This window comes from Bacillus sp. FJAT-49736, assembly GCF_018343615.1.
GTDB lineage: Bacteria > Bacillota > Bacilli > Bacillales > Bacillaceae_C > Margalitia.
Map to the genome: position 1 here is coordinate 693286 of NZ_JAGYPI010000002.1, position 20660 is coordinate 713945.

At 37.9% G+C, this 20660-nt stretch carries 20 protein-coding genes, 1 tRNA gene and 1 pseudogene; 7 read left to right on the forward strand and 15 right to left on the reverse strand.

Translation table 11 applies throughout. The annotated features are described in order from the left end of the window. The first annotated feature begins 66 nt into the window (after positions 1-66). Both KHA87_RS14765 and KHA87_RS14770 read left to right on the forward strand, forming a co-directional pair. Positions 67-594: a helix-turn-helix domain-containing protein gene (locus KHA87_RS14765; protein WP_213094910.1), complete on the forward strand. Its 528-nt coding sequence runs from the start codon at positions 67-69 to the stop codon at positions 592-594. A 226-nt stretch (positions 595-820) separates the two neighbouring features. Beyond that, entirely contained in the window at positions 821-1117 is a 297-nt protein-coding gene (locus KHA87_RS14770) for a spore coat protein (RefSeq protein WP_213095190.1), read from the forward strand. A gap of 132 nt (positions 1118-1249) precedes the next feature. Here KHA87_RS14770 and KHA87_RS14775 read toward each other — a convergent pair whose 3' ends face one another. Both KHA87_RS14775 and KHA87_RS14780 read right to left on the reverse strand, forming a co-directional pair. Further along, positions 1250-2347: an L-dopachrome tautomerase-related protein gene (locus KHA87_RS14775; protein WP_213094911.1), complete on the reverse strand. Its 1098-nt coding sequence runs from the start codon at positions 2345-2347 to the stop codon at positions 1250-1252. 469 nt (positions 2348-2816) lie between these two features. Beyond that, positions 2817-2910, reverse strand: a tRNA-Ser gene (locus KHA87_RS14780). Between the two features lie 216 nt (positions 2911-3126). Between KHA87_RS14780 and KHA87_RS14785 the strand changes: the two genes are divergently transcribed. Beyond that, on the forward strand, positions 3127-3327 hold the full coding sequence (locus KHA87_RS14785) for a hypothetical protein (RefSeq protein ID WP_213094912.1): 201 nt from the start codon (positions 3127-3129) through the stop codon (positions 3325-3327). 48 nt (positions 3328-3375) lie between these two features. Then, complete coding sequence (gene nagE / locus KHA87_RS14790; protein ID WP_213094913.1) at positions 3376-5334, forward strand: N-acetylglucosamine-specific PTS transporter subunit IIBC; 1959 nt, start codon at positions 3376-3378, stop codon at positions 5332-5334. 39 nt (positions 5335-5373) lie between these two features. Here the strand turns inward: nagE and KHA87_RS14795 are convergent, their stop codons facing one another. From KHA87_RS14795 to KHA87_RS14815, 5 genes are all read right to left on the reverse strand, one after another. Next, positions 5374-6549 carry a sensor domain-containing diguanylate cyclase gene (locus tag KHA87_RS14795; protein ID WP_213094914.1) on the reverse strand — a complete coding sequence of 392 codons (1176 nt, stop codon included), beginning with the start codon at positions 6547-6549 and terminating at the stop codon, positions 5374-5376. A 486-nt stretch (positions 6550-7035) separates the two neighbouring features. Continuing rightward, positions 7036-7167 (reverse strand): YvrJ family protein, encoded by a 132-nt coding sequence (locus tag KHA87_RS14800; protein WP_481748374.1) that lies wholly within the window; start codon positions 7165-7167, stop codon positions 7036-7038. A gap of 246 nt (positions 7168-7413) precedes the next feature. Beyond that, positions 7414-7632, reverse strand: coding sequence for a DUF2922 family protein (locus KHA87_RS14805; protein WP_213094916.1), 219 nt, complete (start codon positions 7630-7632; stop codon positions 7414-7416). 36 nt (positions 7633-7668) lie between these two features. Further along, entirely contained in the window at positions 7669-7887 is a 219-nt protein-coding gene (locus tag KHA87_RS14810) for a DUF1659 domain-containing protein (RefSeq protein WP_213094917.1), read from the reverse strand. 175 nt (positions 7888-8062) lie between these two features. Next, a complete protein-coding gene (locus tag KHA87_RS14815) occupies positions 8063-9595 on the reverse strand; it encodes a LuxR C-terminal-related transcriptional regulator (protein WP_213094918.1) in 1533 nt (510 codons plus the stop codon). Positions 9596-10009: 414 nt separating this feature from the next. Between KHA87_RS14815 and KHA87_RS14820 the strand changes: the two genes are divergently transcribed. The 3 genes from KHA87_RS14820 to KHA87_RS14830 are packed head-to-tail and all read left to right on the forward strand — an operon-like array spanning position 10010 to position 12165. Then, entirely contained in the window at positions 10010-10609 is a 600-nt protein-coding gene (locus tag KHA87_RS14820) for a DUF6230 family protein (protein WP_213094919.1), read from the forward strand. A 33-nt stretch (positions 10610-10642) separates the two neighbouring features. Continuing rightward, the gene (locus KHA87_RS14825; protein WP_213094920.1) at positions 10643-11083 is read left to right on the forward strand and encodes a DUF6114 domain-containing protein; all 441 of its coding nucleotides are present in this window, start codon (positions 10643-10645) and stop codon (positions 11081-11083) included. Positions 11084-11118: 35 nt separating this feature from the next. Next, positions 11119-12165 carry a hypothetical protein gene (locus tag KHA87_RS14830; protein WP_213094921.1) on the forward strand — a complete coding sequence of 349 codons (1047 nt, stop codon included), beginning with the start codon at positions 11119-11121 and terminating at the stop codon, positions 12163-12165. A gap of 22 nt (positions 12166-12187) precedes the next feature. Here the strand turns inward: KHA87_RS14830 and KHA87_RS14835 are convergent, their stop codons facing one another. The 8 genes and pseudogenes from KHA87_RS14835 to KHA87_RS22240 form a co-directional block, all read right to left on the reverse strand. After that, a complete protein-coding gene (locus KHA87_RS14835) occupies positions 12188-12592 on the reverse strand; it encodes a VanZ family protein (RefSeq protein ID WP_213094922.1) in 405 nt (134 codons plus the stop codon). Positions 12593-12605: 13 nt separating this feature from the next. Next, positions 12606-13265: an SOS response-associated peptidase gene (locus KHA87_RS14840; protein WP_213094923.1), complete on the reverse strand. Its 660-nt coding sequence runs from the start codon at positions 13263-13265 to the stop codon at positions 12606-12608. A 318-nt stretch (positions 13266-13583) separates the two neighbouring features. After that, positions 13584-14555 carry an ABC transporter ATP-binding protein gene (locus tag KHA87_RS14845; RefSeq protein ID WP_213094924.1) on the reverse strand — a complete coding sequence of 324 codons (972 nt, stop codon included), beginning with the start codon at positions 14553-14555 and terminating at the stop codon, positions 13584-13586. Between the two features lie 12 nt (positions 14556-14567). Further along, positions 14568-15563 (reverse strand): ABC transporter ATP-binding protein, encoded by a 996-nt coding sequence (locus tag KHA87_RS14850; protein ID WP_213094925.1) that lies wholly within the window; start codon positions 15561-15563, stop codon positions 14568-14570. A gap of 38 nt (positions 15564-15601) precedes the next feature. After that, complete coding sequence (locus KHA87_RS14855; protein ID WP_213094926.1) at positions 15602-16528, reverse strand: ABC transporter permease; 927 nt, start codon at positions 16526-16528, stop codon at positions 15602-15604. Then, positions 16528-17457, reverse strand: coding sequence for an ABC transporter permease (locus KHA87_RS14860; protein ID WP_213094927.1), 930 nt, complete (start codon positions 17455-17457; stop codon positions 16528-16530). Before KHA87_RS14860 ends, KHA87_RS14855 begins: the two co-directional genes overlap by 1 nt. Before the next feature lie 236 nt (positions 17458-17693). Beyond that, positions 17694-19382, reverse strand: a complete 1689-nt coding sequence (locus tag KHA87_RS14865; RefSeq protein ID WP_249310405.1) for a peptide ABC transporter substrate-binding protein — start codon at positions 19380-19382, stop codon at positions 17694-17696. Between the two features lie 191 nt (positions 19383-19573). Further along, a pseudogene (locus tag KHA87_RS22240) lies at positions 19574-20656 on the reverse strand (GerAB/ArcD/ProY family transporter). Between the last annotated feature and the right edge of the window lie 4 nt (positions 20657-20660).

Consider the following 20660-nt stretch of genomic DNA (forward strand, 5'->3'; position numbering starts at 1 on the left):
TGTCAATCATTATTATGTTAATATGAAATTAATTTTACTATTGAGATACACATTGGAGTGATAAACATGGAAATCGGATCTAAAATACGTGCCATAAGAAATAGAAAAGAAATTACAATTTCGCAAATGTGTGAGGGAACGGGGCTTTCGAAGGGATTTATAAGCAATGTTGAAAACAACAACACCTCTCCATCCATAAATACCTTACAAACGATCGCCACTTTCTTAAAAGTCCCTTTACCTTACCTTCTTTTAGAAAAAGATGAACACATGACGGTAATCAGAAAAAATGAACGGAAAATAACAACCTTCAATGAGTCAAATTTAATGGTGGAGCATTTAGCAACAAGAGGAGGATTAAGCGTTAGATTGGTGGAATTTCCTCCAGGAGCTTCTACAGGGGAGAAAAATGCACATGAAGGAGAAGAATGCCATTTGGTTCTGAAAGGAAAAATTCTAGCAGAACAAGGAGAAGATTCCTATATTTTAGAAGAGGGAGATACGTTCAACTGGTGTGCTAGTGTCCCTCATCACGTTAAAAATATAGGGGATGAAATTGCCAAAGTTTTGATTGCAGTTTATACCGAAGGATAGAAATAACACTAATTAAGGTTTGAAAAACTTATCGTAACCAAAATGAAAGTTTGTAGTAATCCGTCTCTGAAAGATTCATGGACGGATTTCTTCTGTTATTGTGGATTCCATAATATTTTTACCATTGCCACAACCAATATCATGGACTCGTAAAAAAAGTCAATTTAAATAAGGAATCAAAATTAAACACGAAGGTATAATCCTAATTCCTTTGCCACACGAATATATAAATTGCGTCCCACGACAGAACGATATAAAAGTACTATCGGATCAAGTGATTGCAATGGATCTACTCATTTCAGCTAAAAGTGGAATTAGAAATTATGCCATGGCAGTTACGGAGGCAGGAACACCGGAAATTAAAGAAATGCTCACACGCCATTTAGTGGAAGCTCTTGATATGCATGAACAAATATCCGCATATATGGCAGAAAAAGGATGGTACTATGCTTGGGATACAAACGAACAAATCAGTTTGGATTTAAATAATATCAATACAGCATTGAACTTACCGACATTATAAAAAGTTTCCAGGAACAGTTTATCACTCGCCAAATAAACTGTACCTCCTAAACCATTTTGAGTTTATTTGGCATAAGTAAATAAAGTTAATACTTTTTGCTAACTGTGTTTGTTTAATTGATGACTATTTTTATTATGAAAAGGTCGGAGCAGGAAATTCATCAATTTTGATACGAAGTAAACTATAAGGTTTCTGTCGTAAGTCTTTTCCATAATGAAATCTAGGCTGTCGATGTAATTGATTCACAATGACATACAGATATTGATCCGGACCAATTGAAAAAGTATCCGGCCATAAAATTCTTGGATCATGTGCTATAGTTTCCATTATGCCATTTGTCAATATCTTACGGATACTGTTGTTTTCATAATCTCCAGCATAAACAGTTCCCTTTGCATCGGTGATCATTCCATCAGACGCACCTTTTTCTCCCCAATACTCCACATGATAAGGTAAATTTATGTCCGGTGTCGTTTGGTCTCTCAGGACTTCTGTTGAGATCGAGAACAAATGACGACTGGTTAGTGGAGCAAAAAATAATATCTTTCCATCGGGAGAAATCGCAAGACTATCAGACGCCAATCTAAATGGAGAAGTTGAACCGTCTTTGTTTCGATTCATTAATATTTGACCTTCTACTTTCGGTAAAAAATAGGGATCGGGTGAAGTTGAATTTGCTCCATTTAACCGTCTGAAGGCATTTCCATTTTCTAAATCTACGACGATAATAGCTCCTGGTCCTTTTGAAGAAGAATCCGTTATATATGCATAACCTGCGTTGCCTACACGGAAATCAAATCGGACATCATTCAGATAAGTTGTTGGCAGGACAACATCTTCTGTAAAGGTATATACTCTTCTAATTGTATTGGTTTTTAAATCAACAGCGACTAATTTTGCCCCACCTTTAATGGGTTCAGAAAAATTGGGCGCAGCTGTATCTAATACCCAAAGCGTTCCCCTTCCATCAGCAACTACACTTTGTACACTGATGAAAGTCATTGTGATATTCTCGGAATAAGCCAAATTGGTTTGTAAATTAGGATAAGGTTGCAATTTATCCTCAACAATTTCCGCCACCGTAAATTTAACATCGTCTCCCCATTTCGGAAAACAAATGAAAATACGACCAGTTTCTGAAACAGTAACACCTGTAGGCATAGCCCCATAAAATGCATAAACTAGTTCTAAATTACCAAAATATTTTTCACTAGGTAACATAGGTTTCATATTATCCTCCTCAAGCATACAAACGGGATATCACCTATATATGATTTATTTTTTTTCTAGTGCATGTTTTTTATAGTTTTCCTATTCAAAAAGATGATTGAATTGATTGTTTTCGAAATCTAATAAGTCTGTCAGAAAAAATGAAACATTTTCAATTAAAATGTTTCTGTTATAAATAAATTGGGAAGATTATTTTCTTTTTAATCTTTGTGAAGAAATGTACTTAAGTTAAACTGCCCCTTTACTTCAATAAGAAATACCATCCTATGTTGAACTATTATGCCTTTATATTATAAAAAAGCTGATGACCTTATTTGATCATCAGCTTTTTCCATTGTTAATTTCATTATATCTTTCTAAAAATTCAAGTATATAATTTCGTAAAGTATATTCAAGCATAAGCTTTCATTTTACGAAAACTTATGGTTGAAGAGACACACACTCATTTACATTTCATCAATATGTATTCTGGCGGAGAAGGTGGGATTTGAACCCACGCAGGCGGGTTTGCCGCCCCTAACGCATTTCGAGTGCGCCCCCTTAAGCCGCTTGGGTACTCCTCCAATTAGGCTCTCCTATTATTATACTAAATTTACTATTCCTTTCAATATTAATGATTTCCAACTGAAAAATGATTGCCTCATTTTACTTGTCTAAACCAAGATAATGGGTTGTCTCCTTCAAATGTAACAGTTTATAAAATATGCCTTTCCAATAAAAGAATAGAAATGCCAAAGAAAGGATATTTTAAAGGTAAATTATTGTAGGAGGAAGAACCGTTGGAGACAATTGATTTTTTAACGTTTAAAGAAGATTGGACATTTATTAAAAGAATGATTATCAGTGTAACTGCTCAGTTAGAGGATAATCAAAACTATGCTAGAGAGCAGGCGATTGATGATTTAGTTGACGTCATTCAGGAAATGGACAAGCGTGAACCGAAAAAAGAAAGGGAAAAAACGAAGATTTCCATTGATTAAAGCAATTGTTGTAAAGCAACTATATCAGGACCTTAGGAGGATGAATGTATGCTATCATTCCTGCAAAAAATCGGTAAATCGTTAATGCTGCCTATTGCTGTATTGCCGGCAGCAGGCTTGCTATTGCGTCTTGGTCAACCGGATTTACTTAATATTAAGTTTATCGCGGAGGCTGGGAATGCATTTTTCGGAAGCATGGCAATTGGACAAGATGCTGTCTTTAGTAACCTTGCCCTCCTATTTGCTATAGGGGTCGCAATAGGATTCGCAAAAGATAACAATGGTGCTGCCGCTTTGGCTGGTGCCATTGGTTATATGGTCCTAACCTTTACTACCCATGCGATTAATCCCACCGTTAATATGGGAGTCCTAGGGGGAATCGTTTCCGGAATTATTGCCGGTATGCTGTATAATCGTTTCCACGATATACAGTTGCCGACATGGCTCGCTTTCTTTGGAGGCAGGCGCTTTATTCCTATTGTAACTGCTTTGGCTGGACTTATTTTAGGTATCCTTTTTGGCTATATTTGGCCTTATGTTCAAGACGGCATTGATGCTTTGGCTCATTGGATTACAAGTGCAGGCGCATTCGGTTATGCTGTATACGGCTTCTTAAACCGGCTCCTTATTCCATTAGGCTTGCATCATATTATTAATACGCTCGTCTGGTTCGATTTCGGTACCTTTAAAGATGCTGCTGGTAATATTTATCATGGGGATATTACGCGATTCCTACATCATGATCCCAGTGCCGGCGCCTTTACAACTGGCTTCTTCCCCATCATGATGTTCGGTCTTCCAGCTGCTTGTTTCGCTATGATGGCAACAGCAAAAACAGACCGACGCAGAAAAACAGCCGGACTCCTGCTTGGAATGGCGTTAACGTCATTTGTTACAGGGGTTACAGAACCTATTGAATTCGCTTTTATGTTTATTTCTCCGTTATTGTATGTTATTCATGCTTTACTGACCGCTTCTTCTTTTGCCATAACATATCTGCTCGGAATTCATGACTCCTTTAGCTTTTCGGCAAGCCTAATTGATTATATATTAAATTTCGGTATTGCCCAAAAACCAATTCTCCTCATTTTAGTAGGTTTAATATATGGGGTCATTTATTTTATTATTTTCTACTTTATGATCAAGTGGCGAGATCTAAAAACACCTGGACGCGAAGATGAGGATGAATTTGCAGATGATGATACTGTGGCTATTTCCGGTGAGGATAAATACACTCGAATGGCAGCCGGATTTTTAATGGGACTTGGTGGTAAGGAAAACTTAACAAATATAGATAATTGCGCAACCCGATTACGCTTAGATGTCCGGGACAGCGGAAATATTGATGAAACGACGATTAAGCGCTTCGGGGCAAGAGGTGTCATGAAAACAAGCAAATCGAGTGTTCAGATCATCGTTGGTCCGGATGTGGAATTTGCCGCCAATGCCTTGAAAAGGCTTTATTCGTTGGACCATCCACCAGTTCCAGATGTGCCTGGCACCACTATTACTGACACCACAATTGCTAAAACAAGCTCTTCCAAGCAGTTTGATAAGGAATCGTTTATTGCTCCGATGAGTGGAAGGCTAGTAAAAATGGAAGAGGTTCCGGATAAGGTATTTTCCGAAAGAATGATGGGAGATGGATTTGGAATTGAACCTACCAATGGAGAAGTACAATCTCCTTTTAACGGTGTCGTCAAATCCGTATTTCCAACCAATCATGCGATCGGCTTAGAATCGGAAGATGGATTGGAAGTGCTTATTCATATGGGACTTGATACGGTGAACCTAAAAGGAGAAGGCTTTACGGTATATGTAAAAGAAGGAGACAGTATTAAACAAGGGCAAAGATTGGCTAATATGAATATTGATTTTATCAAGGATAAAGTCCCATCTATTGTGACACCGATTGTTTTCACCAATCTTGAACAAGACAAAACGGTTAAACTGCTTAGGGGAGGCAATATTCATCAAGGTGATAAAGGTTTTATAGATATTGTATAAACAGTTTTAGTGGGTGGTCCATCAATGACCACCCATTTTTCATGCACAAACAACTCGATTTCTGCCATTGTTTTTTGCTTTATATAAAGCTATATCTGCACGGTGATAGCAAGATGTAAACGGATCGGCCTCTTCCATGTTCAGCGATGCCACTCCTAGGCTCGCTGTGACAATTATTGTTTCATTTTCTACTGTACACATATAACTTTGAATTGCAGACTTTATTGTTTCTGCCACTTCTGTTGCCTCCTCGAGGGAAGTTTCTGGCAACAGAAAAATAAATTCTTCGCCACCAAGGCGAGCAGGTAAATACTTGGAATCTAAAAGATTTGATAAAAGAATCCCAACCTCTTTTAAAATTTTATCCCCTGAAGGGTGTCCGTACTGATCATTCACATGCTTAAAATGATCAATATCCATTAAAATGATACAGGTATTACTATTATTCCTGCTCATTCTAGTCATTTCAATTTCCACGCATTTCATAAATTCCATTCTATTAAACAATCCCGTTAAAGAATCATGTGTAGCAAGAAATTCAAGCTGTTTATTTTGCGCCTCGAGCATTTGATTTTGTTTTTCAATTTCTTTTTCCTGGTAGATTTTATAAATACTATTCCGCCATGAAATTAGTGCAATGCCGAAGCTAATGCCAACTACCGAGATACTGTTCACTCTTTCGGACAAAAGAATATCATTGTTATGCTGTGTAAAGGAGATACCAAAATGAAAGAAGAAAAATGCAATACAGTAGAAGATAAGTGCTTTAACTGGATTCATTAAAAATATCACAGCAATGCCAATACATACGCTTGAAAATACATTACTTCCGGCATTTACCAATTGTCCGTAGGCACTGACAATTATGCCGAAACTGAAGTACGCCGTAATAGCTATTAATTGCAAAACTGATGAAGCTTTACTCTTATCCAGTTGCTTTTGCTTTAACCATAATGCGGTTCCACCGATAATTAAGACAACACCAAACATCACAAAATTGGAAATGGCTATACCCATTCTCCACTGATAAACATTGTCCTCCGCTTTAAAACCCGGGTTATATATCAAAAAAATAATTCCCTGTGCCAAGTGAATAATCATCAATATTGAGAATAAAAGATATATACGGTGATTATTGATGGCAATCATGTCAGCCTTAGCGGGTTTGCTATTTATAATTAAGGGATGATTTCTAATACGATCTATAATGTTCATTGTGATTCCTTCTCTATTCAACAATAGAATATGATTCTTTTCACCCATGGCTGTATCCAGCTTTTTGGTTACATTTTTTAGCTTGTATTAGTTTCTAGAGCAGCTTTTCTTAAAAAAGTTCCAAATAAGGATGTATATAAGTTTTAGCTTTTAAAAAATAGCGTTACATTTTTAATTTTATAACTTTTCATGACATTTTACCCACTTGCAAGGATCTTTATTTTTCGACAAATTCCGATACTCTTATTGTATATGTCGATAAAAAGCTCGAAGTCCTCTCATCAAATTTTTGAGGACACAGAATCCGCTATTTTCATATATAACGCTATTTGGGAGATGTTTGAGGACATTGGTTTCGTTATTCGCCTAAAATCATTCCCTTATAACATTTTTTGCTAAATAACAGAACCTCTGTCCTCTCAGTACCACCCCTCCACTCACAACAAGATAAAAGCCCAAATCACATGATTTAGTCCGTTCCATTTATTAATCACTACTCTTCATTCGTTCTGGCAGACTTTGAATAGATTGTACAACTGCATCCAGCTTCGTTTCAATTCGATACAGCAAATACAGTGTTACAACAATTGGAAATCCTACCTCATTGATGAAGGACATGATATTATCCAACGGAAATCCTCCTCTCTTCTTTTAACTATGGCTGTTTCATATAGATGGTTGTTTTTGGTATATCATTATGAATCCTAGATATATTCATAGCTCGGAGCATCTTTTCTTAATCATAACCAATGATTAGATGTAACTAAGATTTTATTAGGAAAATAAATAAAGTTAAGAATAGAGTTTTTATTAAAGAAAGAGAAAGGCCAGTCCAAATTTCGAACCAAGCCTTCTCATATAAAACTATTCGATTGTATATTCTGTTACATTATGGTCTACCAATCTAGCATTCTTAATTTCAGTAAATGCAAAACCGGCAGCATTCTGAAATACATTAGAGGCGATAACCTGCTCCATCGCTGCTTTCACCCTTCCTGTATCAACAGGATCGATCGGATCCTCGATTGAAATTGTAGCTGTTTTGTTATCTGCAGTTACAAAATGTAATTCAAGTACTTTCACCCAAACCACCTCCTTCTACTTCAATTTCTTGTTTTACTACCCAAGAATATCCAAGCTGTCATTACGTTCTACACCATAAAGAGCCTTCTGTGACAAGGAAGCAATTGCCTGTGCGGCATTTTCTAGCTCATCCGGTGTTGAATTAAGACGGATATTGCTGAATGTTTTGCCTTTAAACATCGGTTTACCGTCCTTATCTAATCCATAATCATAGATTAGCTTTAGCTTGGAACCTTTCAAAAGTGCTGATGCCATTTTGCTCACCTCCCTTCACCCTTTATATAGGTTTTAGGAAAGAAAATGGACACCATAAAAAAAATATTACATATGCAACCGACCCATGGCAGCAGCATATATACCTGTTAAGCAAATCCACCGCCGTTTTTGTATAACAAAAAAGAGACTCCAGAGTTTGAGTCTCCTTCCTAATCTACTTAATTAATCCGAAACGAATCGCTTTTACTGCAGCCTCCGTTCTATTTTTGGCATTTAGCCGTTTCATAATATTAGATATATAGTCTCTAACAGTATATTCACTAAGGTGTAGCTTTTCCGCTGCCTCCGTAGTCGAGGCTCCTTCTGCCAATAGCTCGAGAACATCTATTTCCCGTGAGGATAATTGCACAACTCTTGAATCCAACACCTTCCACTTATCGGTATTGGAGAACTTCATCAATAATTCTCCAGCACTTTGACCAAATTTAAGTAGGGCAGTGAAGGTGCTGCTATCCACCTCGAAATGCTTTCCTGGCCCCTGATCTAAGATAGCTGCTGCAATTAATTCTCCTTCCGAAGGAACATATATTGGGGCAACGATTACTGATTCCAGTTGAAAATGACGAACATAATGGTTTGGGAATTCCTTCGATGCATTTGAAATATATATTGGCTGAAAGTTCTTCATTGCCTCGTTTGAGGGATGAAGTTTTGTAATGCTTTTATACAAAGATGGTATATTATCCACATTTTCTTTAATATTTCGGATTTCTTCATTATTAAAATGATAACCGAATAAACCTAATCCTGTTTCATCCGTGTTGGAATACTTAAATAATGCACATCTTTCAAATGGAAGGTATTGCGCATACCCATATGCGATGTTTTGAATAGCTTCATCTAAATTATGTGATCTCATAATCCACTCATTAAATAAAATGACCGCATCCTTCCATTGATCACTCGATTTCTCCTTGCTTTTTTCCTCCTCTATTTGCAATAAATGCATAGCGTACGTTAAAAATGGAGCCACGGAGGTAACATTTTGATTATTTGTGCAAAATAACAGAGTTTCCCCTTTCCACGGAATCGGGAACACATCTCGATTATCCGGTTTATCTTGATGACTTGTTAATTTTAAAAGGGACTCCGTTAAAAGAAACCATGATGGTTTTATATCTTGATAGAGATCATAATGCAGCATATCATCGTTAACACCAATTACTTTTTTAAACCTATAGCCATTTGTAGCATGTTCAATCCTTGCAACCCATTCAATATGAAGCTGCTTTGAATGTACCAACTGCTCACATAGTGTATTAATGTCAAAATATCTTCCGTTCGAGATAGAGAGCATCTCCTCACATATTTTGGAAAATAGAAACTGAACAGCGGGATGCAAATGAAAGGAACGAGTCGTTTTTGATTTTATTACTTTATGAACGGCATTTTCCAAGAGGGTCAAAATAAAGATCAGCAAATTTGGTTCCGGCGGTCTCTGAAATTGCCTGTACCATTCAGAACGAATGTCTGATAGTAATGTATCTGTCTGTAGATTTTCTGATTGTAAAAAACGGTTTAAAAAAAGGAACGCAAACTCAAAGGCCTCTGCAGATCTTTTATTCGTTTTTTTCATATAACCTAAAATGTCGTTCCATTCCACTATGATAGATTCTTTATGCATGTATAGTAATTCTACTCCGTTTTTCAACACCGTTTTCATATGAGCATTTAATGATAAAGACACTTAATACTCCCCCCAAGGGCAACCATCATAAAATACAAAAAAAGATTCAAGCCTATTTCCACCATAGTACCACTGTATATTAAAAGTTGAACCCTTTTTCCTTCGTCAAAAATCAGCATATCAGTCAATTTTCGGCAATTTACACCCACTACAATTGTAGGGAGCCTATTTATATTTTCCTACAATAGTAGGAATACAGTTATCAGAACTTTTTGAATAAAATTTAAACCATAGAGGTATGAAAGCGGTTACGGAGGTGATGTTTTTTTCTGCTTCAATAATTGGATATGTTGATGGTTGTGTGATCAATGAAATGCCTTTTTAGGATTTAATACTAACATACACCTACCAGGATGAGGCTACCTTTCATGTTAACCAAAAACATATCCAAACATTAAAAAGGGAGGAACTTGCATGAACGAAGGCGTGATGATGATTCGGGGGAAGACATCGAAGAAATGGTTTTTCAGCGCACTATTATGTGGATTTTTATTGTTAGGTGGACTTTTCGCGGTCTTCGGGGTTACCGGAGTGGCATATGCAACCCCTATCGGTGGCATCGGGAAATTCAATGTTTCGTTTGACAAGATGGTTGGTAAAGGATTTAAGTTATACGGTTCACTATACGGCGACCCTAAAAATGGTGCAGATGGTGTTAAACCAGTGTTTGTAAATGACATCCAAAAGGTTACCATTAATGGGCTGGTTATTTCTAGAGACGTCTCTATTCCATTATTAGGAAATTATACAGTTAAAATCTCTGCTGGGAATAAAACTCCTGTTGAAATTCAGGGTCTTATACAAAAAGCGGTTCTAATTAACGGTGATGCTTCCTTCTCAAATATGAATATCAGCGAAAATTATGTTACTGCAGATGATCCTGAAGCTGTAAGTAAGGCCTTTACACAGGGTGCAGACACAGTAACCATTACTAATGGAAGCTTGGATACAGAATACTTATTCCAACAAGCAGTTACATTACCTGGAATGAAGGTTGAATTTGTTAAGAAGTAATAACATGGCTTTTCTTCAAGGAGATGAATTTCTATGCGTCAAAGCATTTCGAAAAGACAGAGGTTTAAAAATTGGAGAATGAGCCGGCCATTTTGGGGAGCGACCTTGTCGCTCCTTGCTGGTATCATCATTTTATACATTCCTATACAGCTCATGAGCATAGCCTTTGCTCCTGGGAATCTGGTTGTGATTGGCCTTATCTTTGGCGGACTCATAATTTTGATAGGTGCTTTAGGTTATTTTTTCCCAAAGTTTAATATTGTATTTGGAGTCATTACGATTTTTCTATCCGTTTTATCTGTAATGGGTGCCCTTGGCGGTTTTCTCATCGGTACAATCCTTGGTATCATCGGCGGTTCCTTATCTATTGCCTGGAAATATGAAATCATTGAACCTAATCAAAACATGAATGAAATTTCCAATGCCGAAGTTGCTGCTAGTTCTGTTGAAGTTGAAAGGAAATTAAATGCTTAGAACGGCTTCTAGCTGATTTTAAGAAAATGGTGATAATGTTGATAAAAAAATGCAGTTTAATTTTATTTATTTTTGTAGTGCTTCTGAATACTTTCCTATTTCCGCATAAGTTACATGCTGAAACTGATTCCGTTTCCATGGCAGATGGCTTTGTTATCGAAGCAGACCGGGTGGAAGGAATCCTGGGATTACCTGGTATCGTTTCTGGGGAAACAACAAGTAACCAAAATAAACTTATGCTTAGGTTATCTTTTATAAAGGCAACTATTTATGGTCTTACTATTACAAAAGTAATAAATACATCTAGCGGTCCCATGACAATTCAATTTAAGTCAACCGGACCTGTAGAGTTGAAAAATATGGCTGTGGATGTAACGAAGATTGAATTTGGAGGAATTTATCTACCTAATAATATTGGTGAGATTGGAATGAAAAATGTACGCCTTGTAGCACATAAGCAAACGGCTGAAAATGCGGATCTACCAGACCTAGTAGCCAGTCTCTCTGAACAAGGAGTAACAGTGGATACAAGCAGTGATTCAGATGAAAATTTGCAAAAGCAGGCAGAATTATTTGCGAAGCTCCTCGAAGCTGCTAAGGATGGTAAGCTCCAGCTGCCGGAAGAGTTAGACAAAATTTTACATCCTGATGAAATGAAACAGGATTCCAATAAGGAGAAAACTGGAGTCATGAAGGATGTAAATAAAATCTTACACCCTGATAAAGACGGTAAGAGTGAAGGCTCCAAAAAAGTAGACAGTGAACAATCAGAAGCGAAAGATACCGAATCTTCCCTAATCAAAGGTAGCAATACACCATCTTCTAATGAAAAAGACCAAACAAGTGATAAAGAGGATAATAAAAAAAGTGGCCAAACAAACCCAAGCATGCAGCAATCAGATGGAAGTACTACAGAGGAAAAAAGCCCAACCACTAACACTTCCTCCAATGGCACTAAAACCGGAAATGACGACAATAGTTCGAACACGACACCTACAGGAGGCGGCGACACCAATTCTGATTCCAATAATAAATCAAAACATAGAGGAATATTGGATCTATTGAAATTATTAATTCCATAGATAAAGGAGTAGTATCGATGAACTACTCCTTTTTGGTTCTTTTCTCTTGAAAATACCTTACAATAAGTATCGCAATAATACATCCACACGAATCAATAATCACGTCCTTAAAGGACGCAGTTCTACCTGGCACAAAGGATTGATGATACTCATCCGTGGCAGCGTAAATGGTTGTAATCTCCCAAGCAAGGAACGCTTTCTTTTTTAACGCCATAAAAAAACAAATTCCAAGAAACCCAAAGGCAGTTAAATGCGTAGCCTTACGAAAATAAAAATTAATCGTCTCTGCCTTGTCCGGACTTAGCCCAGTTAATTTTTCAATAATTTGTTGTGTATGAGAGCCTGTTGAGGCCTGCGTGCCTGTAAAATAAAAAATCAAGCAGCACATAAATACAGCAATAATCCACCAAAAAACTTCCTTTTTCATGTTAAAACCTCATTTATAATGAATTAATCAATTCTTCCCCTTCATTTTTGGGACTGTTTACTAGAGAAGAAACCGGATATGCTTCCATATACTGATAATCATATGGTTTGAGGACATCCGTAATACTATTCCCTATTGTTCGATCCAACCATCGATTCTCCGTTTCCTTCGTTAAAATGACCGGCATCCGATCATGAATCGGTTTCATCAATTTGTTTGCCTCTGTGGTAATAATCGTACAAGTTTGCAGCTTCTCCCCGTTCTTTTCCCAACGATCCCATAGTCCGGCAAAGCTAAATGGTTCCCCATTTTTCAAACGTATATGATAAGGCTGCTTGCCATCACCTTCCCGCTTCCACTCGTAAAAACCATCTGCAATAATTAAGCATCTTCTTCTAGAAAGCAGATGTTTAAAGCTTGGTTTTTCCGTCAATGTTTCGGCTCTAGCATTGATCATTTTATACCCTATTTTTGGGTCGCTGGCCCAAGACGGGACAAGCCCCCATTTTAAAAAGCCGCCTTTATTGCCATTCTCCCCTTGTACAACAGCCAATACATCTTGACTTGGCGCAATATTAAAGCGGGGATACCATTCAATCCATTCTGCATTTTTGAGGTCAAAACGTTCCAATAATAATTCCATACTAGAATATAGATTAAATCGGCCGCACATAAAAGAACACTCCAATTGTAGATGATAATATATTGTATCATAGAAATATTTCTTTAAATAATATAAGCCAGGGAAAACACTTTTTATCTATAACTGAGAAAAAGTAATGAAGTGATTCTTGTGATTTGAGATGAACTTTGGGCACGAGTCCACCTCTATTGTTACCGTTCTCCTTGTTCGCTCCCGTTTCTGGGCACATTCCTCCCTCGTTTATTACCGTTTCGCATGTCTAGCTATAACAAGGGAACAATTCAATCTTTACAAATAAAATAGTCCCATAAAAAAAAATAAACCGGGCTATACATCCACCCGATTTAATCAAGAATATAAATGACAGCTAACATAATGTCCTGGCTTCGCTTCCTTCCACTCCGGCTTCTCTTGGGCACAGATGTCCATCACATGTGGGCAACGTGTGCGGAAAACGCAGCCGCTTGGCGGGTTTATTGGACTTGGTACATCGCCAGCGATAACAATCCTCTCTCTGTGCAAATTCGGCTTTGGAATCGGAACGGAAGATAATAGAGCTCTTGTATAGGGATGAAGAGGTTCTCGATATAATTCCTCGCTTTCCGATAACTCCATCATATTCCCTAAATACATGACGACAATTCGGTCCGAAATGTACTTCACCATCGCTAAGTCATGAGCGATAAACAAATAGGTTAGACCCATCTTCCTTTGAAGCTCTTTCAATAAATTCACTACTTGCGCTTGGATAGAGACATCCAAAGCAGATATTGGCTCATCACAAACGATAAATTTAGGATTCAAGGCAAGTGCTCTGGCAATTCCGATTCTTTGTCTCTGGCCACCGCTGAACTCATGTGGAAACCGATTTATATGATCTGGGCTTAAGCCCACCAATTCAAGAAGCTCTACTACTCTATCATGCTTCTGTTTTCCTTTTACAATACTATGAATAGCTAGCGGCTCTCCAATAATATTTTCTACCGTCATCCTTGGGTTTAAGGATGCATAAGGATCTTGGAAAATCATTTGAACCTCGCGGCGAAGCTTCATAAGCTCCCTTTGGTTTAAAGCAAATAGATTTTTCCCATTAAAATGAACCTCTCCACCTGTTGCCTCATATAATCGGATCATTGTTCTTCCAGCTGTTGATTTTCCGCAGCCGGACTCTCCAACAAGCCCAACCGTTTCCCCCGGATAAATGTCAAAATTCAAATGGTCCACGGCTTTCAGCTGCCTATCTCCAACTTTAAAATACTTTTTCAAATCCTTTATTTCGACAAGGGGCGCTTCCTGCCTTTCTCTCTTTTCATTTGTCATGCTTATCCCCCTTTATCCATTAATACTTGCCTTCGCCATATAATGATGAAGCCAGCACGCCGCCGTTTGCCCAGTTTGTATTTCTCTTAACTCCGGCTCATACTGCTTACATACTCTCATGGCACTTTCACATCTTGCATAAAAGGAGCAGCCCTTCGGAGGATCTAGCAAATCAGGTGGCGTGCCAATAATAGGCGCTAACGGTACTTTTTTATCCATATCCAGCCTAGGGACGGATTTCAATAGCCCTTTCGTATATGGGTGCTGGGGATTTTCAAAGATATCATGAACCGTTCCCGTCTCCACTACTTTTCCTGCATACATGACAATGACTCTATCACACATTTCCGCCACTACCCCTAAATCATGCGTAATGAGAATAATAGATGTCTCTGTCTTTTGCTGAAGCTTCTTCATTAATTCTAGTATTTGCGCTTGTATCGTTACATCCAAAGCAGTTGTAGGTTCATCGGCTATTAAAAGCCGCGGCTGGCAAGCAAGAGCCATCGCAATCATGGCACGCTGCCGCATTCCACCTGAATATTCATGTGGGTATTGATTCATTCTTTTCGCCGGTTGCGGAATTCCTACAAGCTCTAGCATTTCTAGGGCAACCTGAAATGCTTCTTTTCTGGAGACACTATTATGCTTTAAAACTGCCTCCATAATCTGATTTCCAACTTTACTCGTTGGATTTAACGATGTCATTGGATCTTGGAAAATAATACTAATCTCATTCCCGCGGATTTTTTGCATGTCTTTTTCCGGCATACCAATTAACTCTTTTCCGTTAAATAGAATAGAGCCATTTTTATACAAGGCGGGAGGAGTAGGCAAAAGCTTCATAATAGATTTTGCTGTAACGCTTTTTCCGCAGCCAGATTCTCCGACTATCGCGATTGCCTCTCCCTCTTTCACTTCAAAATTCACACCGCGTACAGCTTTTACCTCACCTGAATATGTCTGAAAAGAAACATTCAAATCCTTTACTTCTAATAGATTCCCCATATAATCCCCTTTCTTTGATTCCACACTATTCTAGAACTCTACCTTGGGTCTAGTGCATCTCGCAGTCCATCTCCAAATACATTAAAGGCGAACATGGTGATGGAGATTAGGATGGCTGGAACAAATAACTGATAGAAATTGCCAATAAGTATGCTGCTAAGTGCTTCACTTGCCATCGTTCCCCAGCTTGCTTTTGGTGCCGGGATACCTAGTCCTAAAAAGCTCAGGGTCGCCTCGGCAAAAATAGCCGTAGGAATGGTCAAGGTTATATTCACTAATATTGGCCCCATCGTATTGGGAATCATATGCTTCCTTAGTATCCAGGAGGTTTTTGCCCCTGCGGCATTTGCAGCCTGCACATATTCATATTCCTTCAATTGCAATACTTGCCCCCGAACAAGACGTGCCATCGGAATCCAACCTGTGATTGTCATCGCTATAATAATAGGAAGAAGGCCATTATTATCCGCAAATAATACCATGATAAGAATCACCATTAACAAATATGGAATCGCATAGAGAACTTCTGCAATTCGCATCATGACATTATCGACACGGCCGCCTTTTAATGCGGATATCCCTCCGTACAATACGCCTATCAAGAAATCCATTAATGCTGCCATAAAGCCAATAAACAGCGATATCCTAGCTCCGTACCAAGCCCGTGTGAACAAATCCCGTCCTAATGAATCCGTTCCAAACCAATGCTCGGCGTTAGGGTGTAAATTTTTCTTCGTATAGTCCTGTTCATAATACGTGTATCCATTAATATGAGTCCCAATGATCGCCATAATGACCAGCAATACAATCAAGATGAGACCAAGCATTGCCAACTTATTAGAACGGAGGCGTCTCCATACATTTGCCCAATAAGAAATGGTAGGACGACTGATTTTCTCCGCTTCTTTAAAATTGTCCTCTGCCGGTAGGAACATTTCTTCTTTTAAATGTAAGTCCTTCTCCATTATTTACTCTCCCCCGTCACCTTAATTCTCGGATCAATCCATGTGTAAGCAACATCCACAATGAAAATTAATAAGATGAGGATCACACTATAAAAAACCGTTGAACCAAGTATGACTGGATAATCCCGATTAGATATTCCCCTGACAAACATTTCCCCCATACCTGGAATGCCAAAAATGTTTTCGATAATAAAGCTTCCCGTTACAATATTGGCTATTAATATACCGAGAACTGTCACAACCGGTAAGATAGCATTCCGAATTGCATGTTTGATAATAACGACACTTTTTCCTAATCCCTTTGCCTGTGCCGTTAATATATAGTCCTGACTTAATACCTCGATCATACTGGAGCGCATTAGGCGCGCTATATACGCCATTGGCATCGTGGCCAGCGATATGGAGGGTAAGACTGTATGGGACCATGATGTCCATGTTGCAACAGGAAAAATAGGCCATTTGACAGCGAAATAATTAATTAGAAAGGTAGCTAAAATAAAGCTCGGCACGGAAATCCCAATAATCGCTAGAATCATAGAAAGATAATCAGGCCATCTGTTTTTATTCAAAGATGCAATGACTCCGAAAATCAACCCGAAAAAGATTGCGATTGCCATTGCCTGTAGTCCTAGATGAAGGGATACAGGAAATCCATTTTTTATATAATCGTTTACAGTTATTGATTGTGATTTCATAGATGGACCAAAATCCAAATGTATGAGTGATTTCAGGTATAGCCCGTATTGCACAATCTTCGGTTTATCCAAATTATAATGTTGTTGAAGATTATCATAGACCGCCTTCGGCATTGCTCCTTCTCTCGCAAAAGGGTTCCCAGGGATACTATGCATTATTATGAAAGTAAGTGTAATAATGGCCCAAATGGTCACCAATGCCCAAAAAAATCGCTTTAAGGTGTATCGTAACATGAGTTGTTTCACTCCAATTCATTTAGCGTTTCCCATACGCTCGTCCCATAAGAAAAGCGCAAGCGCCTGGCATATCCGCTAGCCAATAGGCGCTGGAGCTAGACAAGATAAACTTGTTAAATAATTTTATACGGTAATAAACTGATACTCACTTACTATCTTAATTACCGATAAAAGCGAGGTATGCCTTAGGGGCATACCTCCCTAATGAAAAGCTAATTCCTTATCTGCCTTCGTTACTTTTTATCAATGTCAGCATAAATATATTGCGGATAACGATTAATTGGTGTAAAGAATCCTTTCACATATGGCTTAAGTGCATATGGTTTTGTATAGAAATAAATTGGAATAATCGGCATTTCATCCATTAATACTTTTTCGGCATCATGCATTGCTGTCATGCGGGTTGCTGGATCCATGGAAGTTTTTGCGGTTTTAATGAAAGCATCATACTCTTTGTTGCTCCATTTAGCATCATTGTATGGCCCATTGGATACCCAAAGATCCATGAACGTCATTGGATCAACGTAGTCACCAACCCAGCCTGCACGAGAGATTTGATAATCCCCTGCATGTTCGCGATCGATTTTGACTTGGAAATCAAGATTCTGTGCTTTTACATTCACACCTAAATTCTTACGCCACATTTCTTGGATGGCTTCAGCAATTTTTTTGTGGCCATCATTAGTGTTATAAATAAGGGTAAAATCAGGCATTTTCGATAAACCTTCTTCGGCTAATCCTTCCTTCAATAGCTTCTTAGCTTCTGCTACATCTTCCTTAAATAAATCTCCGCCATTTTCTTGGTAATCTCCGGTTACATCTGGAATTCCAGGTGGAACGATTGAATAGGCTGGCTTTTGACCACCTTGGGCGACATCTTCCACAATCACTTTACGGTCAATCGCCATCGCAAGAGCTTTTCTTACTTTCACATTATTTAATGGCTTCACTTTGTTATTTAAGTTGTAATAATAAGTGGATAAATCTGGACCATTATGGAATTCAGGATTATTAGATGCCATTAATTGCCCTTGTACATCTTGCGGTAGTGGGAAAACCATGTCTAAATCACCAGATTGATACATTTGCCATGCTGTGTTTTCATTTGCAATTTGTACGAAATCCACTTCATCTAGCTTAATATTATCTTTATCATAGTAATTATCGTTTTTTACAAGCTTCATGCTTTCTTTATGCTTCCAATCAACTAACTTAAAAGCTCCGTTTGATACGTAAGTGGAAGCCTCTAGTGCCCATTTAGGATTTTCTTCCTGTACCTTTTTATCAACTGGGTAATACGTATAGAAGGATGTTAAGTCAAGAAAGTATGGAGTTTGTTCTGCCAACGTAACTACCAAGGTTTTGTCATCTGTCGCTTTAACCCCAACCTTATCCTCTAGTTCTTGCAAATTTTTCGCATTCTTTTTAGCAGAGTTGAATTCTACGCCACCTTTTAAGTAGTAGAGCTGGTAGGCATATTCAGATGCTGTTTTTGGATTAAGAGCATATTTCCATGCATACTCGAAATCACCAGCAGTAACTGGATCCCCATTTGACCATTTCATTCCATCCCTCAAATGGAATGTCCATGTCAAGCCATCTGAACTTATATCCCAAGTTTCGGCCATTCCTGCTTTAATTTCTCCTTCAGGTGTCTTCTTTGTTAATCCTTCAAAAAGCCCTTCCAATAACCATGAGTCATGTGTACCTTGAGCTGTACCAGGATGAAGCGACCCTGGTTCCTCCGTATTATTGAGATGCAGGATTTTCGGCCCGGTGTTTTCTGTGTTTTTATCTCCCCCTTTTCCTGGTGAAGGAGATTGTCCGGAGTTATTTCCTTGTCCACTAAAACAACCTGAAAGCAGTAGCATTACGGCAAAAAGCAGCGACAACATTGAAATTAACGTCTTTTTCTTTCTCAAACTTTTTCCCCCTTTGAAATATTAACTTCATGAGCAACTTAAAATGCCACGCCCAATAAAATCTATTAAAAAATTCCTATTTATATTCCGAAAATTTGCCTATAATCATGAAAAAAATAAAAAATGGTGCCTGACACCATGGATGTCAAGCACCAAAAATCCTATCTAAATATACTATTATGAAATCAACATTAGGCGAATTTTTTTCGAATACTTCCTATTACCCACAACAAAAGCGGAATTCCTACCATATTTATTGGTAAGGCAATGTATACCCAATATGTTTTCATATAACCGAAGCTGTACGATGTACCTGGATAGAATACAGCTAAGAAAAATAATAAGATACCCAAAAGCCAAATTAACTTTTTCCAATTTTGGATGTTAAATAATTTGGCTGTTCCGTAACATGCTAAAAAGAAATACAAAGACACTTTGATAAAAACACTTAGAATCCAAATTAAAATGGCGACTATCTCTAAATTTTGAATAAAGTTCATTATCGAAATATAGCTGACCATATCAAAAGCAGAGAATCGTATAACTGATGCAAGACTAGGTCCTAAAGTCATTAAGACCCATAACACTACAATCACCACCATAAGTGAGGCAATGCCTATTCCCCATAAAGAACTCTTTATTGCGATGTTTGGCTTTTGCATAAAAGAAATAAGCATAAGGATCACAACCGACTCCCCCAAAAAAGCTTATGGTGCTAAAGTGCCTTTCAAAATCGGAAGCAGACCTGTATCGAAAAAAACAGGGAATATTTGGTGATAATTCAAGTTGTTAATGGATAAGAATATGAGTAAAATGACAGACAAGATCACAATAGGTCCAAAAACTTCACTGCATCTGCCTATACCTTCAATACCTCCAACATAAGTGACATACACCATTAACAAAAGCATTGTCAATATTAATACCCAAATAGGTGTATTTGGGAGAAGGACAGTAATAGTAAAATCTGCAAATTCTCTTAAAATGTTCCCAATTACAGAGATCCATTGAACTAGGTAGATAACTCCGATAAATGTGCCTAACCACTTGCCTAATATCGTTTTACTGAATTCCATTAACGATTGTTTTGGATAATGCAAGGCAGCTTTACAAGCTATAAATATTATCACCATGCCCAGTAAACTTGCAAGAATATAAGATATCCAAGTATCTTGTTTGGCCTCTTTTACCGCTGATTGAATGGTTAGCAAGATCATATTACCGGTTTCGAAGGTGAAAATGATCCAAAAAATTTGCAGTCCTGATAATTTCATTTTT

Coding starts and splice junctions, on each gene's coding strand:
- KHA87_RS14835 (WP_213094922.1), bottom strand. CDS start 12,592: ATGAAAAAGGAAGTTTTTTGGTGGATTATTGCTGTATTTATGTGCTGC.
- nagE (WP_213094913.1), top strand. CDS start 3,376: ATGCTATCATTCCTGCAAAAAATCGGTAAATCGTTAATGCTGCCTATT.
- KHA87_RS14795 (WP_213094914.1), bottom strand. CDS start 6,549: ATGAACATTATAGATCGTATTAGAAATCATCCCTTAATTATAAATAGC.
- KHA87_RS14850 (WP_213094925.1), bottom strand. CDS start 15,563: ATGGGGAATCTATTAGAAGTAAAGGATTTGAATGTTTCTTTTCAGACA.
- KHA87_RS14840 (WP_213094923.1), bottom strand. CDS start 13,265: ATGTGCGGCCGATTTAATCTATATTCTAGTATGGAATTATTATTGGAA.
- KHA87_RS14860 (WP_213094927.1), bottom strand. CDS start 17,457: ATGTTACGATACACCTTAAAGCGATTTTTTTGGGCATTGGTGACCATT.
- KHA87_RS14765 (WP_213094910.1), top strand. CDS start 67: ATGGAAATCGGATCTAAAATACGTGCCATAAGAAATAGAAAAGAAATT.
- KHA87_RS14825 (WP_213094920.1), top strand. CDS start 10,643: ATGCGTCAAAGCATTTCGAAAAGACAGAGGTTTAAAAATTGGAGAATG.
- KHA87_RS14845 (WP_213094924.1), bottom strand. CDS start 14,555: ATGACAAATGAAAAGAGAGAAAGGCAGGAAGCGCCCCTTGTCGAAATA.
- KHA87_RS14820 (WP_213094919.1), top strand. CDS start 10,010: ATGAACGAAGGCGTGATGATGATTCGGGGGAAGACATCGAAGAAATGG.
- KHA87_RS14775 (WP_213094911.1), bottom strand. CDS start 2,347: ATGAAACCTATGTTACCTAGTGAAAAATATTTTGGTAATTTAGAACTA.
- KHA87_RS14830 (WP_213094921.1), top strand. CDS start 11,119: ATGTTGATAAAAAAATGCAGTTTAATTTTATTTATTTTTGTAGTGCTT.
- KHA87_RS14810 (WP_213094917.1), bottom strand. CDS start 7,887: ATGGCATCAGCACTTTTGAAAGGTTCCAAGCTAAAGCTAATCTATGAT.
- KHA87_RS14855 (WP_213094926.1), bottom strand. CDS start 16,528: ATGGAGAAGGACTTACATTTAAAAGAAGAAATGTTCCTACCGGCAGAG.
- KHA87_RS14800 (WP_481748374.1), bottom strand. CDS start 7,167: ATGTCCTTCATCAATGAGGTAGGATTTCCAATTGTTGTAACACTGTAT.